The sequence below is a fragment of the Synechococcus sp. RedBA-s genome (genome assembly GCF_024345495.1).
Classification (GTDB): domain Bacteria; phylum Cyanobacteriota; class Cyanobacteriia; order PCC-6307; family Cyanobiaceae; genus Regnicoccus_A.
On the sequence record NZ_JAGQBF010000013.1, the window covers coordinates 1 to 26126 of the forward strand.

A 26126-nucleotide genomic window follows, 5' to 3' on the forward strand; every position below is an offset into this window, starting at 1 on the left:
CCCTGGGACGGGGCGGGCTGAAGGGGGTGAGGGGGCGGTGGTCATGGCGGCACGGCTGAGCTGGCGTTGGTTCTCAGCGGACTCAGAAGATCTCGGCGGGGTCAGCATCCCCCAGGCGGCGCATGGCCATGCCGGCCGAGCCCATGCACATCACCAGGATCAGGCTGAACACCAGGACGGACCTGGGGGTGTCCATGTAGACCGGCAGTCGGGTGGCGGATCGCACCAGGGAGTAGAGGCCCTGACCGGCGGCATAGGCCGGCAGATAGCCCAGCAGGGCCAGCAGCAGACCCTCCCTCGCCACCACCCCCAGCAGGGTGGGCAGGCGGTAGCCCATCGCCATCAAAGTGGCGTACTCCGGTAGGTGATCACTCACATCGCTGTAGAGGATCTGATACACGATCACGCAGCCCACGATGAATCCCATGGCGGCACCGAGGGTGAAGATGAAGCCGATGGCCGTGCTGTTGCGCCAGTAGTCCTTCTCGAAGTCCATGAAGCCCTGTTTCGTGAGCACGTTCACGTCTTTGGGCAGGGAGTCCTTGAGGCGCTTGATCACCACGGCTGGATCCGACCCGGGCCGTAGGCGGATCAGTCCCACTTCGATGCTGCCGGGGGGCGTGTTCGGCAGCAGCTGCTGATACGTCTCGCTGCTGGTGAGGATGTTGCCGTCGGCCCCGAAGGACACCCCGAGGGCCACCAGGCCGCCGACGCGTACCCGCTTGCCGCCGATCTCGCTCTCCACCGTGCGGCCCTCCCGGAACCACTCCGCCACCGGACCGAATTCCGGGCGTGAGAGTTCATCGAAGAGCACCCGGCCCCGCTGGTTGAGCACCTTGGCCTTGGCCGCCAGGCCGGGATCGGTGAACAGGGGATCGCCCGGCTCGAAGCCCAGGGCCAGGACCGAGCGGGTGCTGAGGTCCTTGGGATTGCGCCAGAGCACCAGATTCCAGTGCACCGGCGTGATGCCGGCCACATCGGGATCGGCCAGGGTCTGGACCAGCCGCCGGCGGGGGAAGCCGGCCATGCTCACCGAACTGCTGGAGCGCGGGCTGATCAGCACCAGGTCGGTGTCGAACAGCTTGTGCACCGTGATGCTGGCGTCGAACAGTCCGTCGCGGAAGCCGAACTGCATGAACATCAGAATCCCGGCGAAGCTGATGCCCGCCAGGGCCACCGCCAGCCGCGCCGGTTGGCGGGTGAGCAGCAGCCAGGAGAGGGGAATCTTTCGCCGGCTCCAGATCGCCGCCAGCCCCGGCAGTCCGCTCATGTCTCGAAGCGGATCACGGTTTTGAGGCCGGCGCGGGTTCTGACCCGGGTGATGTCGGCCGGATCCAGGGCGAGGCGCACCTCAACGATGCGGGCGTCGGCATCGCCGGTGGGATCTGTGGAGAGCACATCCCGCTGGCGCACCTGGGGGCTGATGCGGATCACCCGCCCGTTGAGGCTGCCGCTGAACCCTCCGTTCTCGCTGGTGATGCTGGCTCGCTGGCCCAGCTGCACCCGGTTGATGTCGCTCTCGTACACCTCGGCGATCACCTCCATCTGGTCGCTGGCCCCCAGCTCGAGAATGCCGTCATCGCCGGGGCGCTCGCCCACCCGCGACCGCAGCTTGAGCACGGTGCCGCTGAAGGGAGCCCGCAGCTCGGTGTTGACCAGATCGGCCTCGGTCTTCACCAGTTCGTCCTGGGCTTCACGCAGGTTGCCCTTGAGCTCCACCAGGGTCAGTTCGCGGCTCTCGAGATCCGCCGCCGGGGTGGCACCCGCCTTGGCCAGCTGGCGGTAGCGGGCGATTTCCCGTCCCAGCAGCGTCACCTGGTCGTTGAGGTTGGAAATGCGGCTCTGCAGCAACCGCCGCTGGGCCTGCAGGGCCGGGCCGGTGTCGAAGGTGGCGAGCAACTGGCCCGCCTGCACCCGTTGGCCCTCGTCGACCAGCAGCTCGGTGATGCGGGGGCTTCCGCCAACGCCGGTGATCGGTGCAGCCAGCTTGCGGATGTCGCCGGCCGGCTCCAGACGGCCCAGGGCCGACACTGCCTCCAGCTTTCGGGGCTGGGCGGCGCTCTCGGGCGTGGCTGCGGGTCTTGCGCTCTGCTGGTTGCGGCTGATCAGGGTCACGGTGCTGGCCACCAGCACCAGGGCGGCGGCGCCGATCAACAGCGGACGCAGGGGCAGCCGACTCATGCCAGCGGCAGTGGATCGTCGAACAGCAGCAGCTCGATGTAGCGATCCGCCCAGCTCGGGTTGAACGCCTTCTCCAGCACGCGGCGGGTCTTGTCGTTCCGTTTCTGCTGCTGGCAATACGAGAGCTGCCCATGATATCGGGCAACCGTAGCGGGGTCATCGATGGCCTGCTCTGGAGTGCTGGCCACGGCTTTGGCCATCACCGCCAGCAGGGCCGCCACCTCGTCCTGGAACCAGCCGTCCTCCTGCTCGTTCATCGGCCGCACGAAGCGCACGAAGGGGGAGAAGATCGTGCCCCAGGCCGGCAGCTCCCGCGGCTGGCTGTAGGGGTGGCGGGGCAGGGCGGCCAGGTCGGCGGCGATCCCGGGGGCCAGCTCAGGGCCCGTGGGGGAGAGATCGGCGATGGAGGCAGATACTCCGGCCGGTCCAGCCACGATGTCGGCGCCGAAGACCGGCAGGTCGTAGCGGGGATCCGGGAAGAAGACGCAGTGCAGGATCTGCAGACCGGCCCCCAGCCGGGCGGTTTCCAGGTGCAGCTTGCGCAGGCCGCGGCAGCGGTGCAGCTCGTTGCGGATGAACAGCTTCTCGCCATCGAGGCTGCCGCTGATCGCTTCGAGGTCGGGCTCGATGGCCAGCGGAGCCAGCTCCGGCAGGGCGCTCCAGCTTTGGCGGATCGTTGCGGCCAGGGCCTCCACCAGGGGGTGCAGACCGGAGCCGGCGGGGCGCTGCTCTGGGCTGGAGGCGGGGACGGTGGCGGTCACAGGGCAGCCTCGGCCAGCAGAATGTTGATCCTGCCACGCCCATTCGGCCCCGCCGTTGCCCCTTCTCCCCCGTCTTCCGCTCCAGGCTGCCGACAGCTTCGAGGATCCCCGTCTGCTGCGCCTCGCCAATGGCGTGGAGGTGGTGAGCCTGTGCCAGGAGCAGGCCCCCCTGGTCTGTCTCGACTTCTGGTGCCAGGCCGGCAGTGCCGGTGAGTGCCCCGGAGAGGAGGGGGTGGCCCACTTCCTTGAGCACATGGTCTTCAAGGGCAGCGAGCGCCTGGAGGCGGGGGAATTCGATCGCCGCATCGAGTCGCTGGGTGGCAGCAGCAATGCGGCCACGGGCTTCGACGACGTGCATTACCACGTGCTGGTGCCGGCGCAGGCGGTGCCGGAAGCTCTGGAGCTGCTGCTGGATCTGGTGCTGAAGCCACGACTCGACCCCGCCGATTTCCGCATGGAGCGCCAGGTGGTGCTCGAAGAGCTGGCCCAGAGTGAGGACCAGCCCGAGGAGGTGGCCTTCCAGCGCCTGCTGGCCCTGGCCTGCCCCCAGCACCCCTATGGCCGGCCGATCCTCGGCACCCGTGCTGCCCTCAAGGCCCAGACCCCCGATGGGATGGCCTACTTCCACAGCGGTGCCTACCGGCCCCGCCGCTGCAGCCTGGCGGTAGCCGGTGCCACCGATCAGCTGCCGATCGACTCTCTGCTGGCGAACAGTGCCCTGGCCGGCCTTGAACCCCTGGATTCAGCCCGCCCTGCGGGCCCAGCCTTGGAGCTGAGCCCTGGGGTCCATGAGCTGAAGCTGCCCCGCCTGGAGGCGGCCCGGCTGCTGATGGCCTGGCAGCTGCCCGCCGCTGACGATCAGGAGGCGGTGGCCGGCGCCGATCTGCTCACCAGCCTGCTGGCCGAAGGGCGCCGCAGTCGCCTGGTGCAGCGGCTGCGGGAGGAGCTGCGCCTGGTGGAGAGCATCGATCTGGATCTGAACGTGCTCGAAGCCGGCAGCCTTGCCCTGCTCGAAGCGGTCTGTGCCCCGGAGCAGGTGGCGGCGGTGGAGGAGCAGATCGCGGTGGTCTGGCAAGAGATCTGCTGCAGCCCCCCGCCGGAGAGCGAGTTGGAGCGTGCCAGGCGGCTGGTGGCCAATGGCTACCGCTTTGGCCTGGAATCGGCTTCGTCGGTGGCGGGGCTGATCGGTCACCAATGTCTCTGGGGACGGTTGCAGCCGCTGCGCCAGCCCCTGGAGCTGCTGCAGCGCTGGAGCGTGGAGCGCCTCAGCAGCGAGCTGCTGCCGTTGCTGGCGCCCGAGCGGGCCTGCCGTCTGCTGGCCCTGCCCGCATGAGTCGCTCCACCCCCCTTCCCCCCCTGCCCCAGCCCGAGCGCTTCGAGCTGCCCGGCGGTTGCCCGGTGTCGGTGCTGCACCGCCAGGGGCCGGCGATCCTCTCCGCCCGGCTCTGGATCCGTGGCGGCAGCGCAGCCGATCCACCGGGCCAGCGCGGCCGCGCCCAGTTGCTGGCGGGCCTGCTCAGCCGGGGTTGCGGCGAGCTCAGCGGCGATCAGCTGGCGGATCTCGTGGAGGGCCTCGGCGATGAGCTGCGCTGCGAGGCCAGCGAAGACGCCCTGGTGATCAGCCTCAAGTGCGCCAGCGACGACGCCCCGGCCCTGCTGCCGCTGCTGGGCGTCATGGTGCAGCGCCCCTGGCTCGACCCCGACCAGATCAGCCTGGAGCGCCAGCTCAACCTCCAGACCCTTGGCCGCCTGCGCGAAGACCCCTTCCAGCAGGCCCACGACCAACTGCGCTCCCACCTCTTCGGCCAGGGCCCCTACGGCCATGACCCCCTGGGGGTGGAGGCGGAGCTGGCCGGGCTGGATCGTCCCCAGCTGCTTGATGCCGCGGCGGTTCTGGGGGGGCAGGGGGCGGCCCTGGTGCTGGTGGGCCGCCCGCCCGCTGGGCTGGAGGCGCTGCTGCAGCCCCCAGACAGCCCGGCCTGGAGCAGCCGATCAGCGTCGCTGCTGAACGGGCAGGGAGCTCAGAATGAGCCTGGCCTGCTGCTGGAGGAGCAGGACACCGAGCAGCTGGTGCTGATGCTCGGAACCGCCACCGTGCCCCTGGCCGATCCCCGCTCCCTGGCCCTGCGCCTGCTGCAGTGCCACCTGGGGGTGGGCATGTCGAGCCGGCTGTTCGTGGCCCTGCGCGAAGACCACGGCCTGGCCTACGACGTAGGTGTTCATGCCCCGGCCCGCTGCGGCGCCGCCCCCTTCGTGTTCCACCTCTCCAGTTCCGCCGAGCGGGCCGCCGAGGCCACCACCGAGTTGCTGGCCGAGTGGCAGCGGCTGCTGGATCAGCCCCTGAGCGCGGAGGAACTGGCCCTGGCCATTGCCAAGTTCCGTGGCGCCTCCGCCGCCGGTCGCCAGACCTGCGGTCAGATCGCCGATCGCCAGGCGATGGTGCTGGGCCATGGCCTGGGCTGGTCCTACGCCGATGAGGCCCTGGAGCGGGCCGGCAGCCTCGACCCAGACAGCCTTCACGTCGTGGCCCGCCAACTGCTGAGCCGGCCGAGCCTGAGCCTCTGCGGACCATCCGAGGCCCTGCGGGCCGCCGGGACGGTCTGGGGCGCTCACCCCCTGAGCAGGCCCTCTGGAGTGCAGGCGCTGAGCTGATCGGCGTCCAGGAGGAAGGTTCCGCGCCGGAAGCGCACCGCCAGTTGGCTGATGGCCCGCAGGCCCATCACCTGGCCCACTTCATCGCCATCCACCAGATCCGGCGGGCGCAGCATCGGCATCGGATCGGCGGTCTTGAGGTAGGTGAGCCGGGCCGTGATCCGCACCCAGTCGCCCATGCTGAAGGCCGCTGCTTTGGGCTCACCGCCCCCAGATGACGGTGAATCCATGGGTTGATCTGTGGTGGCATTGGTGGTCGGATCGGGAGTGCTCATCGCCACCGCTGTTCAGCTGGCCTCCACTACAGCAGGATGGGGGCAGCCAATCACCCTTCGTTTGCGGGCCTTAGCCAACTGGAGCGGTGCCCTCGTGGGGTTGCTGCTGATCGTCATGGGAGGTCTGATCCAGGCCGCCATCCCCCTGCCCCTCGCCGGACACGGTTTGAGGCTGCTGGATCTGCCTGTCACCGCCCAAGTGCCGGCCCTGTTGCTTACGGCTCTGGTCTGTGGTCCCAGGCCCGCCCTGCTGGCGGCTGTGGCCTACCTCAGCCTCGGTCTGCTGGTGCTGCCCGTGTTCCATTCCGGCGGTGGCGTGGCCTACCTGCTGGATCCCGGCTTCGGTTACCTGGCTGGATTCGTGCCGGCGGCCTGGGTGAGTGGCCGGATGGCGCGTCAGGACAGGATGGGCGAGCTGCTGTCGCTGCTGGGAGCGGCCTGCCTGGGGCTGGCGGTGATTCAGCTCTGCGGCATCGCCAACCTGCTGCTGGGGGCGCTGGCGGGCCGCTGGGCCGCTGGCCTTGCTGATCTGCTGATCGCCTACAGCCTCGGCCCGCTGCTGCCCCAGCTGCTGCTCTGCTGCGGGGTGGCGGTGCTGGCCTGGCCCCTGCGTCGCCTTCTGCTGGTGGAGCCATGAGTGGGGCGGGAAGCCCCAGCCGCCGCTTCGCCTGGACCGTGGCGGGGCTGGTGGTGGTGCTCGATCAGCTCAGCAAGGCATGGGCCACGGCAGCGTTGCCTGCGGGTGTGGCGGAACCCCTGATTCCAGGGCTGCTGCGGCTGCGGCTGGTGTTCAACACCGGTGCCGCCTTCAGCTTGTTCACCGGCCACACCGTATGGCTGGCTCTGGTGAGCCTGGTGGTGGCTGTGGTGCTGGCGGTATGGATCCAGCGTCACCCATCGCTGCCGCGCTGGCAGTGGCTGGGGCTGGGATCGTTGCTGGGGGGGGCTGTGGGCAATGGTCTCGACCGCTGGCGGATCGGGGGTGTGGTCGATTTTCTCGAGTTGGTGCCCCTCCAGTTCCCGGTCTTCAACCTGGCCGATGTGGCCATCAACGTGGCGGTGGTCTGCCTGGTCCTCGACCTCTGGGAGGGACGCCCCCGTGAGCGCCGTTGAGGGCCTGAAACGGGGGCCCCTGGAGTGGCGGAGTCCGGCGCCGGCTCAGGTGGAGCTCCACCTGAGCAGTCAGCCGGCTCGGCGGCTGCCGCTCCACGGCCCAGCGATGCGCCTCGGCCGTGATCCTGGCCTGGAGCTGTGCCTCGACCACCCCGCTGTCAGCAAGCAGCACGCCCGGCTCGAAGCGGTGGGACGCCACTGGCTGATCCGTGACAGCGGCTCCACTAATGGTCTGTTCTGGAGGGGCCAGCGCATTCGAGAGTTACTGCTGCGCGATGGCGATGTGCTGCGCTTCGGCCCGCCTGATCAGCCGGCGTTGCCGGAGCTGGTGTTCCAGCGCCAGCCGGAGCCCCTGGGCCCGCGGCTGGCCCGCGGCCTCACCCTGTTGCTGGCGGGCCTGGGGGCGGGGGGAGCGCTGATCCTGGCGCTGGCCTCCCTGTGGACGCCGGTGCGGGGCAGTCTTGCGCCGGTGCGGGGCCCCCTCGCCCTCTACGACCGCCTGAATCGACCCCTCAGTTCCGCCGAATCGAGCGAACACCGCGAAAACGACGCCCTCTCCGATTTCCCGCCCGTGCTGGTGGAGGCCTTGCTCGCCAGTGAGGACAGCCGCTTCTGGTGGCATCCCGGCGTGGATCCGATCGGCACCGCCCGGGCCCTGGCCACCAACGTGCTGGGAGGTCGGGTGTTGGAGGGGGGCAGCACCCTCACCCAGCAGTTGGCCCGCAGCCTCTACCCCGATCAGGTGGGCCAGGGCGAGACGCTGATGCGCAAGTGGCGGGAGCTGCTGGTGGCCCTGCAACTGGAGGCCCGTTTCAGCAAGGGCGACCTGCTGCTGAGCTACCTCAACCGGGTGTACCTGGGGGTGGGCTGGGGATTCGAGGATGCCGCCCGCCATTACTTCGCCAAGCCGGCGGCCCAGCTCAGCCTTGAGGAGGCGGCCCTGCTCGTGGGTCTGCTGCCCTCCCCCAACGGACACGATCCCTGCCTCAATCCCCAGGCGGCCCTGGAGGCTCGCAACGTGGTGCTGCTGAAGATGGCCGACAGCGGCCGGGTCAGTGCCGACCAGGCCCGCCGCTCCCGCCGCAGCCCCATCCAGCTGGGGAGCCAGGCCTGTCGCAGCGGCAGCCAGCGCCCGGTGCCGTTTTACACCGATCAGGTGCGTCTTGATCTGGAGCGACTGCTGGGGGCGGATGTGGCGGCGGAGGGGAATTTCTTGGTGGAGACCCACCTGGATCCGGCGGTGCAGGCGGTGGTGGAACGGGAACTGCGCCGTCGCCTGGCCGCATCCGCGGCCCTTGGGGTGAACGAGGGGGCGGTGGTGCTGCTGGACAGCCGCAGCGGCGGCGTGATCGCCATCGCCGGCGGCCGCGACTACCGCACCAGCCAGTACAACCGGGCCAGCCAGGCCCAGCGCCAGCCAGGCAGCACGTTCAAGCTTTTCACTTATCTGGCGGCCCTGCAGCGGGGCGCCAGATCGGGCGATCCCATCAGTTGCAGTCCTCTGAGCTGGGGCGGTCAGTCCTTTTCCAGCGGATGCGGTGGCAGCCTCAGCCTGCGCCAGGCGTTCGCCATCAGCAGCAACACCGCCGCCCTGCGCCTGGCCCGGCGGGTGGGCCTGGAGGCCGTGGTCCAGCAGGCCCAGGACCTGGGCATCAGCTCCAGCCTCAGCCCAGTGCCAGGCCTGACCCTGGGCCAGAGCGAGGTGCGGCTGATCGAGCTCACCGCCGCCTATGCCGCCGTGGCCAACGGCGGCATCTGGCATGCACCCAGCACCATCCGCCGCCTCACCGACGCCGAAACCTGCACCGGCCTCGAGAGCGAGCGCTGCCGACAGCTTCGTAACAAAGGTGATCAGCCCAACCGGGCCATCCAGGCCGGCCGCAGCGTGCTTAAGCCCGAGGTGGCCCGCAGCATGCAGGGAATGCTCCAGGCCGTGGTGCGCTCCGGCACCGGCCACGCCGCCTACCTGGGCGGCGAAGAAGGGGGCAAGACCGGCACCACCAACGGGGCGAGGGATCTGCTGTTCATCGGCTCTGAGCCCAGTCGTCACTGGGTGATGGGCATCTGGCTGGGCAACGATGACAACAGCCCCACCCGCAGCAGCAGCGCCCTGGCCGCCGGCCTCTGGGGCGACATCATGCGCCAGGCCACCCCGAGCCGTGGTGTGTCGAGCAGCGGCCCTCCCGCCGCCAATCGCTGATGCCACGCCTGAGGCTCTGGATCTGGGCGGGGGTGGCGCTGGCCGTGATCGTGGCCCTTTCGCTGCTGCTGCAGGCCTTCAACAACCTGGTCTGGCAGCTCAGTTACCTGCTGCCACCGGCCCTGGTGGGCCCGCTGCTGCTGCTGGTGCTGGGGGGCGGCGCCGTGCTGCTGCTGCGCCTGGCCTGGCCCTGGCTGCGGGCCTGGCGCACTCCCAGAATGAAGGCGGGCCCCGAGCGCCCACCCCTCTCCGCCCCCAGCAGTCGCCAGGAGGCGGCCGGCCAGCAGCTGAGGGCCATTGATCCGGTGCTGGAGCGGGTGCGCGATGAGGTGGCCCGAGAGGCCCTGCGCCAGGAGCGCGACCGCGTCGAGGCGGACCTGGCCCGCGGCGACCTGATGCTTGTGGTGTTCGGCAGTGGCTCGGCCGGCAAGACCTCCCTGATCCGCGCCCTGCTGCAGCAGGTGGTGGGGGAGGTGGGGGCCGCCATGGGCACCACCACCACGTGCCATACCTACCGGCTGCGGCTGAAGGGCCTGCAGCGGGGGCTGCAACTGGTGGACACTCCCGGAATTCTCGAATCGGGCCGCGATGGCCAGGAACGGGAGCGGGAGGCCCGCGCCCAGGCGGCCAGGGCCAATCTGCTGGTGCTGGTGGTGGATGGCGACCTGCGGGCCGCCGAGTTCCAGGTGTTCGAGTCCCTCGCCAGCCTGGGCAAGCGCCTGGTGCTGGTGCTCAACAAGTGCGACCTGCGCGGCGAGGAGGAGGAGCGTCGCCTGCTGGCCCTGCTGCGCCAGCGCGCCGGCGGCAGGATCGCCGCCGAGGATGTGATCGCCGCCGCCGCCGCCCCCCAGTCGATCCCCAGGCCCGGCGGCCGGCCGCTGCAGCCCACTCCGGAAGTGGAGGACCTGCTGCGCCGCCTCTCGGAGGTGCTGCACCAGGACGGCGAGGAGTTGATCGCCGACAACATCCTGCTGCAGAGCCAGCGCCTCAGTGACGCCAGCCGCGCCCTGCTCTCACGCCAGCGGCGCCAGGACGGAGAGTCCATTGTCGATCGCTACATGTGGATCGGCGCCGGGGTGCTGGTGGTGAACCCCCTGCCGGTGGTGGACCTGCTGGGCACCGCGGCCGTGAACGCCCAGATGGTGGTGGAGCTGGGCCGGGTCTATGGGGTGACGCTGACGCGGGAGGCCGGCCAGGACCTGGCCCTCTCGGTGGGCCGCACTCTGGCGGGCCTCGGGGTGATCAAGGGGGGCCTGGGACTGATCACCGCGGCCCTGAGCCTGAACCTGCCGGCGCTGGTGGTCAGCAAGGCGGTGCAGGGGGTGAGTGCGGCCTGGTTGACGCGAATCGCCGGCCTCAGCTTCCTGACCTATTTCGAGCAGGGCCAGGACTGGGGCGATGGGGGGCTGCAGGAGGTGGTGCGCCGCCAGTACGACCTCAACCGGCGGGAGGGAGCGTTGCGCGGTTTTCTGGAGGTGGCCCTGCGGCGGGTGGTGGAGCCGTTGCAGCGGCGGCGGGACCGGCAGTTGCCACCTCGCCCAGGGCCTCGGGGGGAGGGGGCTGGAGGGGGCCCCGGGCGTCGAGCACCGTGATCAGGCCCAGGTAGAGCACCCCGATCAGGATCGACAGGGCGCCGGTGACGATGGCCACCCAGCGTCCGCGGGGATTGCTCTGGGGTTGCTGATCGCTCATGGCTGCTGCTCACTCGGGCCTGGGCCGGGTCCACCATGGCCGCTCACGCGTGGCGGCAACGACCTGTGGACCACCGCGGCAAGGCGCTGTAGATGCTCCTCCTCGGTGTGGGGATTGCCCAGCACCGCCTTGAGGTGATGCCTTCCCTGATACCGGGGGCGGGAGAGCATCAGATCGTGGGCGAGCAGCTGCTGGCGGCACTGCTGCGACCACTGCTCGCAGCCGCTGGCCCCCAGCTGGCTGGGCCGGAAGGCCAGCAGATGCAGCGGGCCGCTCAGCAGGCTGAGCTCACCGGCGTGCTGGGCACTCTGCAGCAGCTGCTGCAGCCTGCGCCGCCGCTGAATCGCACCCTCGATCACGGCCTCGATGCCCTCGAGGCCCAGCTGGCGCAGGCCCAGCCACAGCTTGAGAATCTCGGCGCCGCGGCTGCCCTGCAGGCCGCATTCGCCCCCATGGCCCCCTTCGCGGCTGAGCTCCATGTAGGGCAGACCCGTGGCGAAGCTCCGCTCCAGGGCGGAGGGATCAGCCAGCAGCAGCAGCGAGGAGGTCTTGGTGATTCCCAGCAGCTTCTGGGGGTTGATCGTGATCGAATCCGCCAGTCCCAGTCCCTCCACCCGGTGGCGGTGGCGTTCACTGAGGCCCAGCACCCCACCGATGGCGGCATCCACGTGCAGCCAGACGCCGTGGCGGCGGCAGAGGGCGGCCAGTTCCACCAGGGGATCCACGGCCCCGCGCACGGTGGTGCCGGCAGTGGCCACCAGGGCGATCACCGGACTGCCAGCGGCACTGAGGGCTTCCAGGCACTCAGCCACCCGCTCCGGCACCAGGCGGCCGTCGTGATCAAGGGGCAGACGGCGCAGGGCCGCGGCCGGAAGACCCATCACCATCGCGGCCTTCTCCAGCGAGGTGTGGCTGTCGAGGCCGCAGAGCACCACCGCCTCAGGGACGCCGCGCAGGCCACGGCTTTCCCGGGCCGTCACCAGGGCCATCAGATTGCTGAGGCTGCCGCCGCTGGCGGGCACCCCGCCGGAGTGCTCCCCAAGGCCCAGCCGCCTGGCCAGCCAGCCGCAGAGGCTGCGCTCAAGCCTGCTGAGCGAGGGGGAGAGTTCTTCGGCCAGCAGGTTGTTGTTCAGCCCCGCGCAGATCAGGTCCCCCACCAGCGAGGCGCTCAGGGGGGGGGGATCGAGGTGGGCCAGGGCGCCGGGGTGGTTGGGGTTGTAGGCCCCCTCCATCACCAGGTGCAGATCCGCCAGCAGCCGCTCAGCGCCCAGCCCCGAGTGCTCGGGCTCCACGGCCGGCAGCAGGCTCAGGCCCGGTAGGGGCGGCCGGCTCAGGGCGGAGCCCAGCCAGCGGCAGAGCTGATGGGAGGCGTCCTGGAGAAAGGCCTCCAGATCCGCGTCAAAGACATCCGGTGAGGCGAAGGGCAGGGGATCGAGTGCCCGCTCCTGGTGTGGCGTGACGGCCAAGGGCAAGGCGGTCGGGGCCATCATTCTCACTTGTGACTGGGGCCGGCCGCGGCCTGACGCCATGCGCCCGCCTGCCCCCCTGCCGCTCAGCAGCCAGCAGCTCTGGATGGAGCGGTTGCTGCGGATCGCCCGGCGGGCTGGTGAGACAGGGGAAATCCCCGTGGCAGCTGTGGTGCTCGATGGAGCTGGTCGTGCCCTGGGCTGGGGCACGAACCGGCGGCAGACCCAGCAGGATCCCCTTGGCCATGCCGAGCTGGTGGCGCTCAGCCAGGCCGCCCGCCTGCTCGACGACTGGCGCTTCAACGCCTGCAGCCTTCTGGTGACCCTGGAGCCCTGTCCGATGTGTGCCGGCGCCCTGATCCAGGCCCGCATGGGCCGGGTGGTGTTCGCCGCTTCCGATGCCAAGCGCGGTGCCCTGGGGGGCAGCCTCGACCTGGCGGCTGACCCCAGCGCCCATCACCGCATGGAGGTGCTGGCGGGTGTGCGAGGGCCGGAGGCCAGGGAGCTGCTGGAGAGCTGGTTCAGGCGCCGGCGGCGAGCTCAGGCGATCGCAGCAGCAGCTGGCGACTGACGGAAGGCGGGCAGTTCCGTCTCCAGCAGGTTGAGCAGCAGATCGACGTTCTCAGGCTGACTGTTGAAGCCCATCAGGCCGATGCGCCAGACTTTGCCTGCGAGGGCGCCGAGGCCCCCGCCCACTTCGATGCCGTGGCTGTTGAGCAGGTGCAGAGTGAAGGCCTTGCCATCGATGCCCTCGGGTATGCGCACCGTGGTGAGGGTGGGCAGACGCAGGTGCTCAGGCACGTGCAGCTCCAGGCCCAGGCGCTCCAGGCCTGCCCAGAGGCGTTCCGCGTTGCTGCGGTGCCGGCTCCAGGCGTTCTCCAGGCCCTCGTCGGCGAGCAGGCGCAGGGCTTCGCGCATGCCGAAATTCATGTTCACCGGGGCGGTGTGGTGATACACCCGGTTGCTGCCCCAGTACTGGTTGAGCAGCGACACATCCAGGTACCAATTGGGCACCTTGCCGCTGCGGGCCGCCAGCTTGGCCTCAGCCCGTTCGCCCATGGTGAAGGGTCCGAGGCCCGGAGGGCAGCTCAGTCCTTTCTGGCTGCAGCTGTAGGCCAGGTCAACGCCCCAGGCGTCGAGGTGCAGGGGCACGGCCCCGAGGGAGGTGACCGTGTCGAGCAGCAGCAGGCAGTTGTGGCGGCGGCAGAGTTCACCGATGCCCTCCATCGGCTGGCAGACGCCGGTGGAGGTTTCGGCGTGCACCATCGCCAGGATCGCTGGACGGTGGCTGATCAGGGCCTGCTCGATCTCATCGAGCGTGAAGGCCTCGCCCCAGGGGCGCTCGATCGTGGCCACCTCGGCCCGGTAGCGGCCGGCCATATCAACCAGGCGCAGGCCGAAGTAGCCCTTGACCGCCACCAGCACCTTGTCGCCCGGCTCGACAGTGTTGGCCAGGGTGGCCTCCATGGCGGCACTGCCGGTGCCGCTCATGGGGATGGTGAGACGGTTTTCGGTCTGCCAGGCGTAGCGCAGCAGATCCTGCACCTCTGACATCAGCTCGATGTAGAGCGGATCGAGGTGGCCGATCGGGTTGCGAGAGAGGGCCTGCAGCACCGTGGGATGGGCGTTGGACGGGCCTGGACCGAGCAACAGGCGATCCGGGGTGGCGATCGGCCCCAGCTGCAGGCGATGGCGATCGCTCACGACGGCCGCGGGAGCTGTGGAAGGCGAAGAAGACAGGGTGACCAAGGCCTGTAGCGCAACTAAGGATCGATGAACGTCAGACTAGGCAGGGAGCCAGCGGCTCTCAGCTCGCCCTGACATTGGTGTCAGCCAGGCCACGGGCCATGTGCTCGAAGGGAGCGCTGATCAGTTGGCCTGGCTCCAGCCCTGCCTCCGACAGCCGCTCGGCCAGCACTTCGCCCAACAGCACGATGCTGCGAACCGTGGGCCCGGTGGGTACCCCCAGACTCTTGTAGGTGTCGTCGAGGCCGTTGAGGACGCGCTCGTTGAGGATGGTGGGGTCGCCTGCCACCAACGCGTAACTGGCGTAACGCAAGAAATAGTCCATGTCCCGCAGGCAGGCGGCCAGGCGGCGGGTGGTGTAGGCGTTGCCGCCGGGCAGCAGCAGCTCAGGATCCTGCTCGAACAGGCGACGGCTGGCATCGCGGACGATCTCCGCCGCTTCGCGGTTGATCAATTCCACCGCGGCCAGGCGTACTTCGGCCTGGGAGTGGTAGGTGGCGATGCGATCGATCGCGTCGCGATCGAGGTAGCGCCCCAGCTGGTCATACCGGCCAATCAGACCGGTGATGGCATCGCGCATGACGTTGAGATCGTCTCACCTGGTGCGGAAGCTAGCACCCTGGTTTGGCCAGATCCCTGTCCAGCCATGGGATCTGGCGAATCTGACAGAAACGGTTACGCAGGCGAGGGTTACAACAGGCACCAAGGGCCTGCGGGCTCGCTCCAGCCCTTGCCCCCTCCCCTCCACCTTTCTCTGCCCCCATGGCCAACCCAGCCCAGGACGTGCTCCGCCGCATCAGGGAGGAGGGCATTGAGTTGATCGATCTCAAGTTCGCTGATCTCCATGGCCAGTGGCAGCACCTCACCGTCTGCACCGACCTGCTGGAGGAGGACTCCTTTGAGACCGGCCTGGCCTTCGATGGCTCCTCGATCCGCGGCTGGAAGGCGATCCATGAATCCGATATGGCGATCGTGCCCGATCCCACCGCGGCCTGGATCGATCCCTTTCTGCGCCACAAGACCCTCAGCCTGATCTGCTCGGTTCAGGAGCCCCGCAGCGGCGAACCCTATGGCCGTTGTCCCCGCTCCCTGGCCCGGCGGGCCCTGGCTCACCTAGCCGGCACCGGACTGGCCGACACCGCCTACTTCGGGCCTGAGCTGGAGTTCTTCCTGTTCGAGGACGTGCGTTATGGCTCCAGTCCGGGGGGCAGTTTCTACAGCGTCGATTCGATTGAGGCCCCCTGGAACAGCGGCCGGCTGGAGGAGGGCGGCAATCTGGCCTACAAGATGAGGGCGAAGGAGGGATATTTCCCAGTTCCCCCCAGCGACACCTTCCAGGACATCCGCAGCGAAATGCTGCTGACCATGGCTCAACTGGGGGTGCCGATCGAGAAGCATCACCACGAAGTGGCGGCCGCTGGCCAGCAGGAGCTGGGCATCAGGTTCTCCGAGCTGATCAACTCGGCCGACAACGTGATGATCTACAAATACGTGGTGCGCAATGTGGCCCGCAAATACGGCCGCACCGCCACCTTCATGCCCAAGCCCGTGTTCGACGACAACGGCAGCGGCATGCATGTGCACCAGAGCCTTTGGCGCGAGGGTCAACCGCTGTTCTACGGGCTGGGCACCTACGCCGATCTCTCCCAGACGGCCCGCTGGTACATCGGCGGACTGCTGCGCCATGCCCCCAGTCTGCTGGCCTTCACCAACCCCACCACCAACAGCTACAAGCGCCTGGTGCCGGGCTTCGAGGCGCCGGTGAATCTGGTCTATTCCCAGGGCAACCGGTCCGCGGCGGTGCGCATTCCCCTCAGCGGCGATAACCCCCGGGCCAAGCGCCTGGAGTTCCGCAGCGGCGATGCCATGGCCAACCCCTACCTGGCCTTCTCCGCCCTGCTGATGGCCGGGCTCGATGGCATCCGTCAGCAGATCGACCCGGGCGACGGGATGGACCTCGACCTGTTTGCCTTGCCCCCAGAGGATCTGGCCCAGATCGCTACGGTGCCCGCCTGCCTGGAGGGAGCGCTGGCGGCCCTTGGCGCCGACCACGAGTATTTGCTGGCCGGGGACGTGTTCAGCTCCGAGTTGATCAGCACCTGGATCGCCCTCAAATCCGAGGAGGTGCAGCAGCTGCGGCAGCGACCCCATCCCTACGAATTCAGCCTCTACTACGACGCCTGAACCTCGCGGCGGCCAGGCGGATCGGCTGAAATGGAGGGCCCTGAGCGCCGCCTCTCCCCCGGCACCCCATGCCCGATACCGTCAGCAAGTTCGCCTACCAGGCTCTGCAGCAGGGCAAGACGATCATGGGTCTGGCCCACAAGGAGCTGGGGGGCCGGCTGATGCGCCTGGTGGATCCCCAGGGTGCCCCCCAGACGGTGCCGGTGCCGGCGCCGATGACCGTGGCACTCAAGGCCTCGATGGACCGGTTGCTGGAGACCGACTGGCAGGAGGCCGAGAGCGGCCTGTACCCCCCCTCCCTTCTTTTCGATGCCCCCTGGCTCGACTGGGCGGCCCGCTATCCCCTGGTCTGGCTGGACACCCCCCGCCAGTGGAACCGCCGCACCCAGCGCAAGGTTCGGGATCTGCCCCGCGACGTGCGTCCTGAGGACTACCCGCCCTATTACCTGCAGAACTTCCACCACCAGACCGATGGCTACCTGAGCGACCACTCCGCCGCGCTCTACGACCTTCAGGTGGAGATCCTCTTCAACGGCAGCGCCGATGCCATGCGCCGTCGTCTGATCGCCCCGCTCAAGCGGGGGCTGAGGGCCTTCTCCCAGCGCTCGCCCGGCCAGCTGCGACTGCTGGATGTGGCCACCGGCACCGGCCGTACCCTGCGTCAACTGCGCGGTGGCCTGGGGGAGATCCAGCTGGTGGGTCTCGACCTCTCGGCTTCGTATCTGCGCGAGGCCAACCGTTGCCTCAGCCAGTTGCCGGGGGAGCTGCCCCAGCTGGTGCAGGGCAATGGCGAGGCGCTGCCCTTCGCCGACGCCACCTTCCAGGCGGTGAGCTGCATGTTCCTCTTCCACGAGCTCCCGCCAGAAGCCCGCCAGAATGTGCTGCAGGAGTGCTTCCGGGTGATGGAGCCCGGCGGTGTGCTGGTGCTGGCCGATTCGATCCAGCTGGCCGATTCGCCCGAGTTTGCCGCGGTGCTGGAGAATTTCCGCAGGGCCTTCCATGAGCCCTACTACCGCGACTACATCTCCGACGACATCGAAGCGCGCCTGGCCCAGGCCGGTTTTGCCGGCATCAGCGCCCGGTCCCATTTCATGACCAGGGTTTGGTCCGCCACCAAGCCTCTGGTCTGAGCGGGGTCAGGACCGCAGCACATCGCGGGCCCAGGTGCCGCAGCTTTTGCCGAATGTGAATAGGTTTTCGCTACTCCGGTGTGCTTCGCCTGATGTCCAATTCGTTTCAGCTGCGCTGGTTGCAGGGCTGGTCCTTTCAGACGGTTCTGATGGAAGGGCATGTGCAGATCGAAGCCCACGGCTACGGCATCTGCCTGCGCACCCCCCTGCTGGCGGGCGAGAGTCCGCGCTCGGGCGCCGACAGGCTCGTGTTTCAGGAGGATCGCCACCGCCGCTCGCTGTACCACTCCTGGCAGCGCAGCCAGCTGCAGCCCCCGCTGCCGGCTCCCAGCAAGGACGTGCTCTTCGCCAGCGGTGGGCTGTTCGCCGTGGGCAGTCCCTTCCTGGTCGAGGTGAGCGAGGCGCTCCCCGAGCTGGTGCTGGCCGCCTAGCGCAGCAGCCACCAGGCCAGGATCCCTCCGGCGCCGCCCCAGCGCAGGGCCCGCCAGAACAGCTGATCCTGGCCCCCCTTCAGGGGAGCGGGCAGGGGGTCCAGAAGACGTTGACCCAGCTCCAGCCTCTGGCTTAGCCGCCTGCCGGAGCTGGAGATCGTGGCAGAGTCGGTCCGCTCCTGCGCCGCCAGCCGCTCCCCCTGGCTGGCCACGCTGAGCACGGTGGAAAGTCCATGCAACCAGCCCAGGCGACGGCGGCGCGGCCGTTTGGGTGAAGCGGAGATTCGGCGCCGTGCTCGACGCCGCGAAGGGAGGGCCATCGCGTCAGGATGGATCCCCACGATGTCTCCCGTCCAGTGCCGCTTCCCTCAGCGCCCGCTGCCACCACTCGGAGCGGATCTCCCCAGAGCTGGCCTGCCAGCAGCCGTGAACTGGCGGAGGACCTGCAGCGCCTCCTGGCCATCGATGGCCGCGACTGGCACGCCCTCAAAGGTCACAAGCCCAGGCGGGCGGCCGAGCAGCTGGCGGCGGCGCTGGTGCATCTGCTGGCCGAGGACAGCCCACCCCAGCGCCTGGATGGCGACGCCCAGGCGCGGGCGATCGAACTGTTGGAGCATGGGCTGGCCTGGTTGAAGGGGGATCTGCGCGATCCCGGCTGCCCAAGCCACGGCCACTGATCCCGCTCCAGGGCTCAGGTCAGGGGGCCTGGGTTTTCAGGCTGGGCGTCGCTGGGCCGCCAGCTGCAGGCGGTTGCCGCGCCCGCTCCAGCGCACATCGTCGAAGCAGTGGTGAATCAGAAAAAAGCCCCGGCCGCAGCAGGCATCGCTGCGCTCGGGCAAGGCGCTCGTTCGGGCACAGACCGGCACACCGCAGCCCTCATCCTGGATCTGCCAGATCACCCAGTTGGGGCTGAGAATGCGGCGGATGCGCAGACATTTGCGAGGGTCGCCGCCATTGCCATGGCGCACCGCATTCACCAAGGCCTCCTGCAGGCCAAGTTGTAGCTCCGCCAGGTTGGCCGCCGTGGCCATGGGCTCCAGCAGCAGTTCCAGCAGGGGGGCTAACTGAAGGGTGGAGGGAGTGATGAAGTCGGTCCACCGCAGCGGACTGATCAGGCGCCGAGGCATCCACACCAACCATGGCTCAGTTTGACCCTAACGCTCCAGGCCGCCTCCGGCTCAGCCCGTGCTGATTCGTTGTTGCAGGGCCGGATGCTTGAGCAGGGCATCCATCAGGCGCACCCCCCGCAGCTGGTTGATCAGCGGCATATGCCCCTCAGGCGCCTCCAGCTTCCACTGGAAGGCACTGGGGTAACGGGTCCAGGTGCCTCCGCTTTTCCAGCCCAGCCTCGGCCAGAGCTGGTCCCAGCGGCCATTGCAGGCCCCCAGCAGCCGCCCCTGGACGGAAAAGCCGAAGCGGCCCCGTGAGTAGCAGACCCAGAGTCGGTCGAGGCTGGTGAGATCGAGGATGGGCATGGGGGCCACCTCGCTGTAATAGACGTAGCCGCGCCGCACCGCCTCGCTGCCGGCCAGCTGGCGCAGCACCTCGCTGGTGATGCGATCGGCCCGCTCGAAGGAGCCCATCCCCAGGGCCTCCTGCAGGGGGGCGTAGTCGATGCCGTCAGCACTGGCTGCCTTCAGCCAGCCCTGGGGATGGCGCTCCAGCAGGGCCTGCCCGTGGCTGTCGTCCTCGGCCAGCAGCAGCTGAACCCATAGGCCGGAGATCCAGTCGTCGCCGTCGGGATCGTGGTGGCTGAGGGCCTCAAGCAACAGAGGCCGCAGCTCCTGGGAGCGGGCCTCAATCTGGGGGAGCAGGTTCCGTCGCTGGCGCGGGGAGCTTGAGCTGAAACGCTCCAGCAGCTGGTCGGCGCTGGCCGTGGCGGAGGCGGGTGGACCAGAGAGCATGAAGTTCGGCGGGCCTGAGCCGGGCCGGCGTGGGCCCACTATGTCAGGGAAGGTCCGTGGGGGTGGGGCGAAATGGCGTCGTGGCTGGCGATCGAAGCCTTCCTGGCGGGCGAAGGAACCCTGCTGGATGTGCGCAGCCCGGCGGAGTTCGCCCAGGGTCATATTCCCGGGGCCCGCAATCTGCCTCTGTTCAGCGACCTGGAGCGCGCAGAGGTGGGACTGACCTACAAGCAACAGGGCTCCCAGGCTGCGGTTCAGGTGGGGCTGGCCCTGGTGGGCCCGAAGCTGGCGGCCCTGGGGGATGCGCTGCTGGCCCACCGGCACGCCGGCGGCGCTGGGCCCCTGCGCCTCCAGTGCTGGCGGGGGGGGATGCGCTCCGCCAGCGTCGGCTGGCTGGCCGAAACCCTGGGCCTGCCGGTGCAGCTGCTGGAGGGGGGCTACAAGGCCTACCGGCGCTGGGTGTTGGGCTGCTTCGAGCGCCACTGGCCGCTGCTGCTGCTGGGGGGGCGCACCGGCACCGGCAAGACCGACCTGCTGCTGGAGCTGGACCGCCGCGGGCTGGCGGTGGTGGATCTTGAGGGTCTGGCCCACCACCGCGGCAGCAGCTTCGGGGGGCTCGGACTGCCGCCCCAGCCCAGCAATGAGCACTACGAGAACCGTCTGGCGGCAGCACTTCTGTCCTGTGCTGGGCTCTCCCCGATCTGGCTGGAGGCGGAAAGTGCCCAGGTGGGGCGCTGCCGCATCCCGGCGGGCCTCTGGCGGCAGATGCAGGCCGCACCGGTTCTGGAGATCCGTCGGCCCCTGGAGGAACGGCTGAGCCGGCTGGTTGCGGTCTATGGGGTGCAGGATCCCGAGGACCTGGCGGAGGCGACCCGCAGGATCGCTCGGCGGCTGGGGCCACTGCGCACCCAGGAGGCGCTCTCGGCGATCGAGCGCCGCGACTGGAAGGAGGCCTGCCGCTGGATGCTCGACTACTACGACCGCTGCTACGACCACGAGCTGGAGCGCCGGCGACCGGAGCCCGGCGCCGCCCACCACTCCCTCGACCTGCACGACTGGGACGAGGACCGTTCCGCCACCGCGCTCCAACAGCACCAGCTGCAGGGTCAAGCTCCTGTGAACTCTGAAGGCGTGATCGAAGAGTCTGCTTAGGATCGAACTTTGCCCCACCCCGATGACGGCCATTCAGTTCTTTCGCGGGGTGGACGAGCCCGTGGTTCCCGATATCCGGCTGACCCGCTCCCGCGATGGACGAACCGGCCAGGCCCTGTTCGTCTTCGAGCAACCCCTGGCGCTCGCTCCTGAAACCATGGGCGACATCACCGGGATGTTCCTGCTCGACGAGGAGGGTGAACTGGTGACCCGGGAGGTAAAGGCGCGCTTCGTGAACGGCAAAGCCAGCGCCCTTGAGGCCACCTACACCTGGAAGACGGAAGAGGATTTCGATCGCTTCATGCGCTTCGCCGATCGCTATGCCGCAGGCCACGGTCTCGGTTTCGCCGAGAAGGACGACGAGTCCGCTGGCGATGGCTCCGATGGCTCCAGTCCCGCTCTGGCCGCTGAGGGCGAGCCGGCAGACGCTTGAACTTCGGCCAATGGCTGGGTCTGTCGGCGATCCTTGCCGCCAGTGCCCTGCTCTGGAGCCTGAAGGGGATCCTGCTGCACTTCTTCGCTGCCGTGGTGCTGGCCATGGCCATCTGCACCCTGGTGGGGGCGGTGCGGGGGCGGCTGGGCTGCTCCAGGCCCCTGGCCCTGATCCTCAGCCTGGGGGGTCTGACCCTTGTGGTGGTGGTGGGTGGCGCGGTGCTGATCCCCCCCTTCGCCGAGCAGTTCGCTGAATTGCTGGCCAAACTGCCCGACGCGGCGGATGTGCTGATCGGCCTGGTCAGAAGGCTGCTGGGCACTGCGAGCCAGGCGCTCTATGGCCGCCATGACGGATCGCTGGAGTGGCTTCAGCAGCTCTGGCCGGCCAAGGGGCCCAGCCCCGATGTGCTGGCCGGTGGCCTGGGGGGCGGCGCCCTGCGGCTGGTGGGCCTGGCCAGCAACTTGGGCAGCGGCACCCTGCAGCTGGTGTTTGTGCTGGCGGTGAGCCTGATGCTGGCGGTGCAGCCCACCGCCTACCGAGACGTGCTGCTGCTGCTGGCCCCCTCCTTCTACCGCCGGCGCCTGCGCCAGGTGCTCGATCTCTGTGGTGCGGCCCTCAGCGACTGGATGGTGGGAGTGGCGATCAGCTCCGTGTGCGTGGCCCTGCTGGCGGGCATCGGCCTGTCGCTGCTGGGGGTGAAGCTAGTGGTGGCCAACGCCCTGCTGGCGGGCCTGCTCAACGTGATCCCCAATGTGGGCCCCACCTTGAGCACGATCTTCCCGATGTCGGTCGCTCTGCTCGAGGCCCCCTGGAAGGCCCTGGCCGTTCTGGGGCTCTACTTGGTGGTGCAGAACCTGGAGAGCTATGTGATCACCCCCTCGGTGATGCATGCCAAGCTGCGACTGCTGCCGGGCCTCACCCTCAGCGCTCAGTTCCTGTTCACCGTGATCTTCGGGCCTCTGGGGCTGTTGCTGGCCCTACCGATGGCGGTATGCCTGCAGGTGATCGTGCGGGAGCTCCTGATCCACGACATCCTGGATCCCTGGAAGCGCCAGCGATTGTCGCCATGAACGGCCGTGCCCTGCTGGGGACCCTCGCCCTTGTGCTGCTGGCCCTGCTGGTGTGGGAACTGCGCTGGGTGCTGCTGGTGCTCTTCGGGGCCGTGGTGGTGGCGGTGGCCCTCGATGTGCCGGTGAGCGTGCTGCGCCGCCGGCTGCCCCTGAACCGTCCCAGCGCCGTGGCCCTGGTGATCGCCGTACTGGTGGTGGTGGGCTGGAAGGTGTCAGAGCTGCTGCTGCCCGAGCTGCTGCAGCAGGCCAATCAGTTCACCCAGCTGCTGCCGGTGTTGCTGCAGCGTCTGGGCGACCTGGCCGGGGGGTCGGTGGCTTTTCGCGGCTTCGAGGATCGGCTGCTGGAGCTGGCCACCTGGGACAAGCTCCAGCCCCTGGGCGGGCAGCTGCTGGGGGTGGCTGGAGGCGCCGCCAACTCCACCATCCAGATCCTGCTGATGGTGCTGCTGGCGATCCTGCTGGCCCTTGATCCCAAGCCCCACCAACGGCTGGTGCTGGCCGCCACGCCCCAGTTCTGGCGTGAGTCGATGCGATCGCTGTTGCGCGAGGGGCGCGAAGCCCTCGGCGGCTGGCTGGCGGGCATGACCATCTCGGCGGTGACGGTGTTCCTGCTCACCTGGGCGGGCCTGGCGCTGCTGCGGGTGCCCCTGGCCCTGCTCAGTGGCCTGGTCTGCGGTCTGCTCACCTTCGTTCCCACCATCGGCCCCACGGTGGCCACGGTTCTGCCCCTGGCGGTGGCGCTGCTGATCTCCCCGGCCAAGGTGGTGCAGGTGCTGGTGCTGCGTCTGCTGCTGCAGAACGCTGAGGCCTTCGTGCTCACCCCGCTGCTGCTCAGCCGCACGGTCAACCTGTTGCCCACCGTGGCCCTGATGGCCCAGCTGAGCCTTGGCGCCCTGCTGGGGCTGCCGGGGGTGCTGCTGGCCCTGCCGCTGGTGGTGGTGCTGCAGGTGGTCTTCCAGCGGGTGCTGGTGGAGCAGGTGATGGACCGCTGGACCTGATCAGCGGTAGTGCCTGATCAGGCTGGGGGTGAGCAGCAGCACCACCACGGCGAGGGGGTGCTGCTGGATGGCCGACATCAATGACGACCAGGTGAAATGGTCGGCCAGCAACCGCAGTTCCGTCGCGAGATCCCCCAGGGCCAACAGAACCAGCAGCACCGGGATGAGCGGCGGGAGGCGCCGCATCAAGCCGCGCCGGCCGGGGCCGCCCCATCCTCTGGAGCTGATCCCTCAAAGCCCTTGCCGCTGAACAGAGGCAGCAGGGTGGGGGCCACACCGATGCTCGACCAGCTGCCGACACTGATGCCGACTGTGAGCGCTACGGCAAACCAGAACAGACTGCTGCCACCGAAGAAGAGGATTCCCAACAGGGGCATCAGGGTGGTGAGTGAGGTGTAGAGCGAGCGGGTCAAAGTGGCATCGACGGCCACATCCACCTGATCACTGAAGGAGAAGCCCTTCAAATTTGCTTTCTGCTCCCTGATCCTGTCGAACACCACCACAGTGTCGTTACATGAGTACCCGGCCACCGTGATCAGGGCGACGGCGAAGAGGGAGTCCACCTCGATTCCAGCTAGTAGCCCGAGCCAAGCGAAAAGCCCGGTCGTGATCAGCACGTCGTGGGCTAGACAGAGGATCGCCAGGAAGGCAAAGATCCTGTCGTAGCGAAAAGTGATGTAAAGAGCAATCGCCACGAAGCTCACCAACAGGGAGACGAGGCTGCTACGCAGTAATTGGGCTCCAAGGGTGGGTCCGATCGTGTCTACGGAGGTGCCGCCATCCTTGAAAGGCCCTAATGTCGCGGCCAGCTGGCTGATTACTGCCTTGCCCTGCTCGGCGCTGAGGCTGGGCAGGCGCAGCTCGATTGAGCGGCCCTGATCCAGCACCTGCACCGGTGCGCCCCGCAGAACTGGCACTGCCTCACCACCCTCGGCAGGAAGCTTCAGGCTGTCGACTTGTTCGGCCACTTGGGGCACGGTGATCGCCGAGCAACTGGGCTCGCAGGCCCGCTCCAACTGAATGCGGGTGCCACCGGTGAAATCGAGGCCCGGTTTGAGCGGGGCTCCGATGGAGGGATTGAGCCAGGAGAAGCCAATACCGATAAGACTGATCAGGCAGGCGATGGCCGAACCCCACCAGGCAAGGCGCCTGTGGCGCGTGATTCGGAAGAATTGGATCGGCGGCAATGCGCTCGATCCCAACGTGGAGGAGTTCATGGGTGCTCAGGCGGCTGGCGAAGGCAGCTGGCGGCTGGGCAGGAAGTAGCTGGGGCGCCGCAGGCTGGGATAACTCATCATCAGGCGCAGTAGAACGCGGGTGCAGGTGAGGGCGGTGAACAGGCTGAGCAGCAGACCGATGCCGAGGGTGACTGCAAAGCCTTTGACCAGGCCAGTCCCGAGTGCAAAAAGGGCAATGCAGCTGATCAGGCCGGTGACATGGCCATCGAGAATTGAGGAAAAGGCCAGGGAGAAGCCAGTGTCGATCGAGCGGATAAGGGTGTTGCCTGAGCGCAGTTCCTCCTTCACCCGCTCAAAGATCAGCACATTGGCATCCACAGCCATGCCGATCGAGAGGATGAAGCCCGCGATACCGGGCAGGGTGAGGGTCACGGGGATCAGGGCATAGCTGGCCAGGTTGAAAAGGGAGTAGAGGCTGAGGGCCACCACGGACACGGCCCCGGGCAGCCGATAGACCACCACCATGAACACGGCCACCAGAGCCAGACCCGCAAGGGCGGCCACCAGGCTGCTGCGGATGTTTTCCGCCCCCAGCAGGGGGCCGACGGTGCGCACCTCGATGATCTTCACGGGCAGGGGCAGAGAGCCGCCTCGCAGTTGCACCTCCAGGTCGCGGGCTTCTTCGGCCGTGAAGTTGCCGGTGATGCTGGCGGCACCCCCGGTGATGCCGGCCGCGGCGAACTCCTGGCTTACGGAGGCTTCGCTGATCGAACGGCCATCGAGCACGATGCCGAGGAGGCGGTTGCTGCCGGCGATCGATTGGGTGAGCTTGGCGAAGGCCTCGCCGCCCTGGCGGTTGAAGTTCAGGGTCACGTCCCAGCCGGTGCCCGTTTGCTGCTGCTGCCGGCCTGCGCCGACGAGGTCCTTGCCGGTGAGCAGCGCGGGCTCGTAAAGGGCCACCACCCTTTTGTTCACTTCATCGAGCAGGGCTTCGATCTGCTCGGTTTCACCGGCCCCTGCCGGCACCGCCACCCCGAGCTCTCGCAAGGCCTTGGCCAGATCCTCGGCGGGGAAGCTGGGGACCGGGGCCGGCGGTTGGTCTGGTGCCACGGGATCAGCCGGATCCGCTGGGGTGCGCCGTCGGCTGAGGTCGAGCACCGACTGGGCCTGACGCTTGAGCCGCAGCAGCCCCTGCATCTCCTGCTCGGTGCCTGGCTTCTGGGCGCGGAATTCCAGCAGAGCGGTGGTACCGAACACCTTGGCGGCCCGGGTGGGGTCCTGCTCTCCCGGCAGCTGCAGCACCAGCTGGTCGTCACCGATGGTCTGCAGGGTGGATTCAGCCACGCCGAGCCCGTTGACACGGCGATCAAGCACCTCCTTGACGGCCTCCAGCTGCTCCCGTTTCACCGCTTTGATGGCCCCGGCCGGCAGTACCTGCAGGGTGAGCTGGCTGCCGCCGCGCAGGTCGAGGCCGAGCTGCAGGGGAAAGCTGAACAGAACGGCCCCGGCGGCGATCGCCAGGGCCAGGATCAGGGCGAACAGCCCCTGCTGACGTGCCAT

General features: G+C 68.7%; 28 protein-coding genes. 15 read left to right on the forward strand and 13 right to left on the reverse strand.

The features are described from left to right. Nucleotides 1–82: 82 nt before the first annotated feature. The 3 genes from devC to KBY67_RS06940 are packed head-to-tail and all read right to left on the reverse strand — an operon-like array spanning nucleotide 83 to nucleotide 2942. Nucleotides 83–1270 carry an ABC transporter permease DevC gene (devC, locus tag KBY67_RS06930; RefSeq protein WP_255110144.1) on the reverse strand — a complete coding sequence of 396 codons (1188 nt, stop codon included), beginning with the start codon at nucleotides 1268–1270 and terminating at the stop codon, nucleotides 83–85. Next, a complete protein-coding gene (locus KBY67_RS06935; protein ID WP_255110146.1) occupies nucleotides 1267–2181 on the reverse strand; it encodes an efflux RND transporter periplasmic adaptor subunit in 915 nt (304 codons plus the stop codon). The genes devC and KBY67_RS06935 overlap by 4 nt, the downstream gene beginning before the upstream one ends. Further along, a complete protein-coding gene (locus KBY67_RS06940) occupies nucleotides 2178–2942 on the reverse strand; it encodes a phycocyanobilin:ferredoxin oxidoreductase (protein WP_255110148.1) in 765 nt (254 codons plus the stop codon). Before KBY67_RS06940 ends, KBY67_RS06935 begins: the two co-directional genes overlap by 4 nt. A 55-nt stretch (nucleotides 2943–2997) precedes the next feature. Here KBY67_RS06940 and KBY67_RS06945 point away from each other — a divergent pair, with 55 nt between their 5' ends. Continuing rightward, on the forward strand, nucleotides 2998–4275 hold the full coding sequence (locus tag KBY67_RS06945) for a pitrilysin family protein (RefSeq protein ID WP_255110150.1): 1278 nt from the start codon (nucleotides 2998–3000) through the stop codon (nucleotides 4273–4275). Then, the gene (locus KBY67_RS06950) at nucleotides 4272–5594 is read left to right on the forward strand and encodes a pitrilysin family protein (protein ID WP_255110153.1); all 1323 of its coding nucleotides are present in this window, start codon (nucleotides 4272–4274) and stop codon (nucleotides 5592–5594) included. Before KBY67_RS06945 ends, KBY67_RS06950 begins: the two co-directional genes overlap by 4 nt. Here the strand turns inward: KBY67_RS06950 and KBY67_RS06955 are convergent. Next, the gene (locus KBY67_RS06955) at nucleotides 5552–5869 is read right to left on the reverse strand and encodes an NAD(P)H dehydrogenase assembly family protein (protein WP_315855564.1); all 318 of its coding nucleotides are present in this window, start codon (nucleotides 5867–5869) and stop codon (nucleotides 5552–5554) included. The genes KBY67_RS06950 and KBY67_RS06955 overlap by 43 nt on opposite strands. 61 nt (nucleotides 5870–5930) lie before the next feature. Between KBY67_RS06955 and KBY67_RS06960 the strand changes: the two genes are divergently transcribed. Genes KBY67_RS06960 through KBY67_RS06975 form a run of 4 tightly spaced genes read left to right on the forward strand, consistent with a single transcriptional unit; the run spans nucleotide 5931 to nucleotide 10774 of the window. Further along, nucleotides 5931–6506, forward strand: coding sequence for a biotin transporter BioY (locus KBY67_RS06960; RefSeq protein WP_255110156.1), 576 nt, complete (start codon nucleotides 5931–5933; stop codon nucleotides 6504–6506). After that, the gene (gene lspA, locus KBY67_RS06965) at nucleotides 6503–6982 is read left to right on the forward strand and encodes a signal peptidase II (RefSeq protein ID WP_255110158.1); all 480 of its coding nucleotides are present in this window, start codon (nucleotides 6503–6505) and stop codon (nucleotides 6980–6982) included. Before KBY67_RS06960 ends, lspA begins: the two co-directional genes overlap by 4 nt. Beyond that, nucleotides 6969–9182: a transglycosylase domain-containing protein gene (locus KBY67_RS06970; RefSeq protein ID WP_255110160.1), complete on the forward strand. Its 2214-nt coding sequence runs from the start codon at nucleotides 6969–6971 to the stop codon at nucleotides 9180–9182. Before lspA ends, KBY67_RS06970 begins: the two co-directional genes overlap by 14 nt. Continuing rightward, the gene (locus KBY67_RS06975) at nucleotides 9182–10774 is read left to right on the forward strand and encodes a DUF697 domain-containing protein (RefSeq protein WP_255110163.1); all 1593 of its coding nucleotides are present in this window, start codon (nucleotides 9182–9184) and stop codon (nucleotides 10772–10774) included. Before KBY67_RS06970 ends, KBY67_RS06975 begins: the two co-directional genes overlap by 1 nt. Nucleotides 10775–10870: 96 nt before the next feature. On the opposite strand, the gene KBY67_RS06980 is transcribed toward KBY67_RS06975, so the two are convergent. Then, nucleotides 10871–12364 carry an aminotransferase class V-fold PLP-dependent enzyme gene (locus KBY67_RS06980; RefSeq protein WP_255110165.1) on the reverse strand — a complete coding sequence of 498 codons (1494 nt, stop codon included), beginning with the start codon at nucleotides 12362–12364 and terminating at the stop codon, nucleotides 10871–10873. A 37-nt stretch (nucleotides 12365–12401) separates the two neighbouring features. On the opposite strand from KBY67_RS06980, the gene KBY67_RS06985 reads away from it, so the two are divergent. Further along, entirely contained in the window at nucleotides 12402–12911 is a 510-nt protein-coding gene (locus KBY67_RS06985; RefSeq protein WP_255110167.1) for a nucleoside deaminase, read from the forward strand. On the opposite strand, the gene KBY67_RS06990 is transcribed toward KBY67_RS06985, so the two are convergent. Continuing rightward, on the reverse strand, nucleotides 12881–14044 hold the full coding sequence (locus KBY67_RS06990; protein ID WP_255110169.1) for an alanine--glyoxylate aminotransferase family protein: 1164 nt from the start codon (nucleotides 14042–14044) through the stop codon (nucleotides 12881–12883). The two genes, KBY67_RS06985 and KBY67_RS06990, sit on opposite strands and share 31 nt — an antisense overlap. Nucleotides 14045–14147: 103 nt before the next feature. Beyond that, on the reverse strand, nucleotides 14148–14666 hold the full coding sequence (locus KBY67_RS06995; protein ID WP_255110171.1) for an allophycocyanin subunit beta: 519 nt from the start codon (nucleotides 14664–14666) through the stop codon (nucleotides 14148–14150). Nucleotides 14667–14848: 182 nt separating this feature from the next. Between KBY67_RS06995 and glnA the strand changes: the two genes are divergently transcribed. The 3 genes from glnA to KBY67_RS07010 all read left to right on the forward strand — a co-directional run bounded on the left by glnA (nucleotide 14849) and on the right by KBY67_RS07010 (nucleotide 17831). Then, nucleotides 14849–16270 (forward strand): type I glutamate--ammonia ligase, encoded by a 1422-nt coding sequence (glnA, locus tag KBY67_RS07000; RefSeq protein ID WP_255110173.1) that lies wholly within the window; start codon nucleotides 14849–14851, stop codon nucleotides 16268–16270. A 68-nt stretch (nucleotides 16271–16338) separates the two neighbouring features. Then, the gene (locus tag KBY67_RS07005; protein ID WP_255110175.1) at nucleotides 16339–17400 is read left to right on the forward strand and encodes a class I SAM-dependent methyltransferase; all 1062 of its coding nucleotides are present in this window, start codon (nucleotides 16339–16341) and stop codon (nucleotides 17398–17400) included. Nucleotides 17401–17492: 92 nt separating this feature from the next. Beyond that, nucleotides 17493–17831 (forward strand): copper-binding protein, encoded by a 339-nt coding sequence (locus KBY67_RS07010; RefSeq protein ID WP_255110177.1) that lies wholly within the window; start codon nucleotides 17493–17495, stop codon nucleotides 17829–17831. Here the strand turns inward: KBY67_RS07010 and KBY67_RS07015 are convergent. Further along, nucleotides 17828–18070, reverse strand: a complete 243-nt coding sequence (locus KBY67_RS07015) for a hypothetical protein (protein WP_255110179.1) — start codon at nucleotides 18068–18070, stop codon at nucleotides 17828–17830. The two genes, KBY67_RS07010 and KBY67_RS07015, sit on opposite strands and share 4 nt — an antisense overlap. Before the next feature lie 90 nt (nucleotides 18071–18160). On the opposite strand from KBY67_RS07015, the gene KBY67_RS07020 reads away from it, so the two are divergent. Further along, the gene (locus KBY67_RS07020; RefSeq protein ID WP_255110182.1) at nucleotides 18161–18508 is read left to right on the forward strand and encodes a DUF6439 family protein; all 348 of its coding nucleotides are present in this window, start codon (nucleotides 18161–18163) and stop codon (nucleotides 18506–18508) included. A gap of 36 nt (nucleotides 18509–18544) precedes the next feature. Here the strand turns inward: KBY67_RS07020 and KBY67_RS07025 are convergent, their stop codons facing one another. Both KBY67_RS07025 and KBY67_RS07030 read right to left on the reverse strand, forming a co-directional pair. Next, the gene (locus tag KBY67_RS07025; protein WP_255110184.1) at nucleotides 18545–18958 is read right to left on the reverse strand and encodes an ATP-binding protein; all 414 of its coding nucleotides are present in this window, start codon (nucleotides 18956–18958) and stop codon (nucleotides 18545–18547) included. A gap of 51 nt (nucleotides 18959–19009) precedes the next feature. Further along, nucleotides 19010–19735 carry a GUN4 domain-containing protein gene (locus KBY67_RS07030; protein WP_255110187.1) on the reverse strand — a complete coding sequence of 242 codons (726 nt, stop codon included), beginning with the start codon at nucleotides 19733–19735 and terminating at the stop codon, nucleotides 19010–19012. A 72-nt stretch (nucleotides 19736–19807) separates the two neighbouring features. Here KBY67_RS07030 and mnmH point away from each other — a divergent pair, with 72 nt between their 5' ends. From mnmH to KBY67_RS07050, 4 genes are read left to right on the forward strand one after another with little or no spacing between them, the layout of a single operon-like run. Next, nucleotides 19808–20887 carry a tRNA 2-selenouridine(34) synthase MnmH gene (gene mnmH / locus KBY67_RS07035; protein WP_255110189.1) on the forward strand — a complete coding sequence of 360 codons (1080 nt, stop codon included), beginning with the start codon at nucleotides 19808–19810 and terminating at the stop codon, nucleotides 20885–20887. Nucleotides 20888–20909: 22 nt separating this feature from the next. Further along, nucleotides 20910–21320, forward strand: a complete 411-nt coding sequence (psb28, locus tag KBY67_RS07040; protein ID WP_255110191.1) for a photosystem II reaction center protein Psb28 — start codon at nucleotides 20910–20912, stop codon at nucleotides 21318–21320. Then, the gene (locus KBY67_RS07045; RefSeq protein WP_255110193.1) at nucleotides 21317–22390 is read left to right on the forward strand and encodes an AI-2E family transporter; all 1074 of its coding nucleotides are present in this window, start codon (nucleotides 21317–21319) and stop codon (nucleotides 22388–22390) included. The genes psb28 and KBY67_RS07045 overlap by 4 nt, the downstream gene beginning before the upstream one ends. Continuing rightward, nucleotides 22387–23388, forward strand: a complete 1002-nt coding sequence (locus KBY67_RS07050; protein WP_255110195.1) for an AI-2E family transporter — start codon at nucleotides 22387–22389, stop codon at nucleotides 23386–23388. The genes KBY67_RS07045 and KBY67_RS07050 overlap by 4 nt, the downstream gene beginning before the upstream one ends. Here KBY67_RS07050 and KBY67_RS07055 read toward each other — a convergent pair whose 3' ends face one another. From KBY67_RS07055 to secD, 3 genes are read right to left on the reverse strand one after another with little or no spacing between them, the layout of a single operon-like run. Continuing rightward, on the reverse strand, nucleotides 23389–23574 hold the full coding sequence (locus KBY67_RS07055; protein WP_255110197.1) for a hypothetical protein: 186 nt from the start codon (nucleotides 23572–23574) through the stop codon (nucleotides 23389–23391). Then, on the reverse strand, nucleotides 23574–24605 hold the full coding sequence (gene secF, locus KBY67_RS07060; RefSeq protein ID WP_255110199.1) for a protein translocase subunit SecF: 1032 nt from the start codon (nucleotides 24603–24605) through the stop codon (nucleotides 23574–23576). Before secF ends, KBY67_RS07055 begins: the two co-directional genes overlap by 1 nt. Nucleotides 24606–24611: 6 nt before the next feature. Beyond that, nucleotides 24612–26126: a protein translocase subunit SecD gene (secD, locus tag KBY67_RS07065; RefSeq protein WP_255110201.1), complete on the reverse strand. Its 1515-nt coding sequence runs from the start codon at nucleotides 26124–26126 to the stop codon at nucleotides 24612–24614.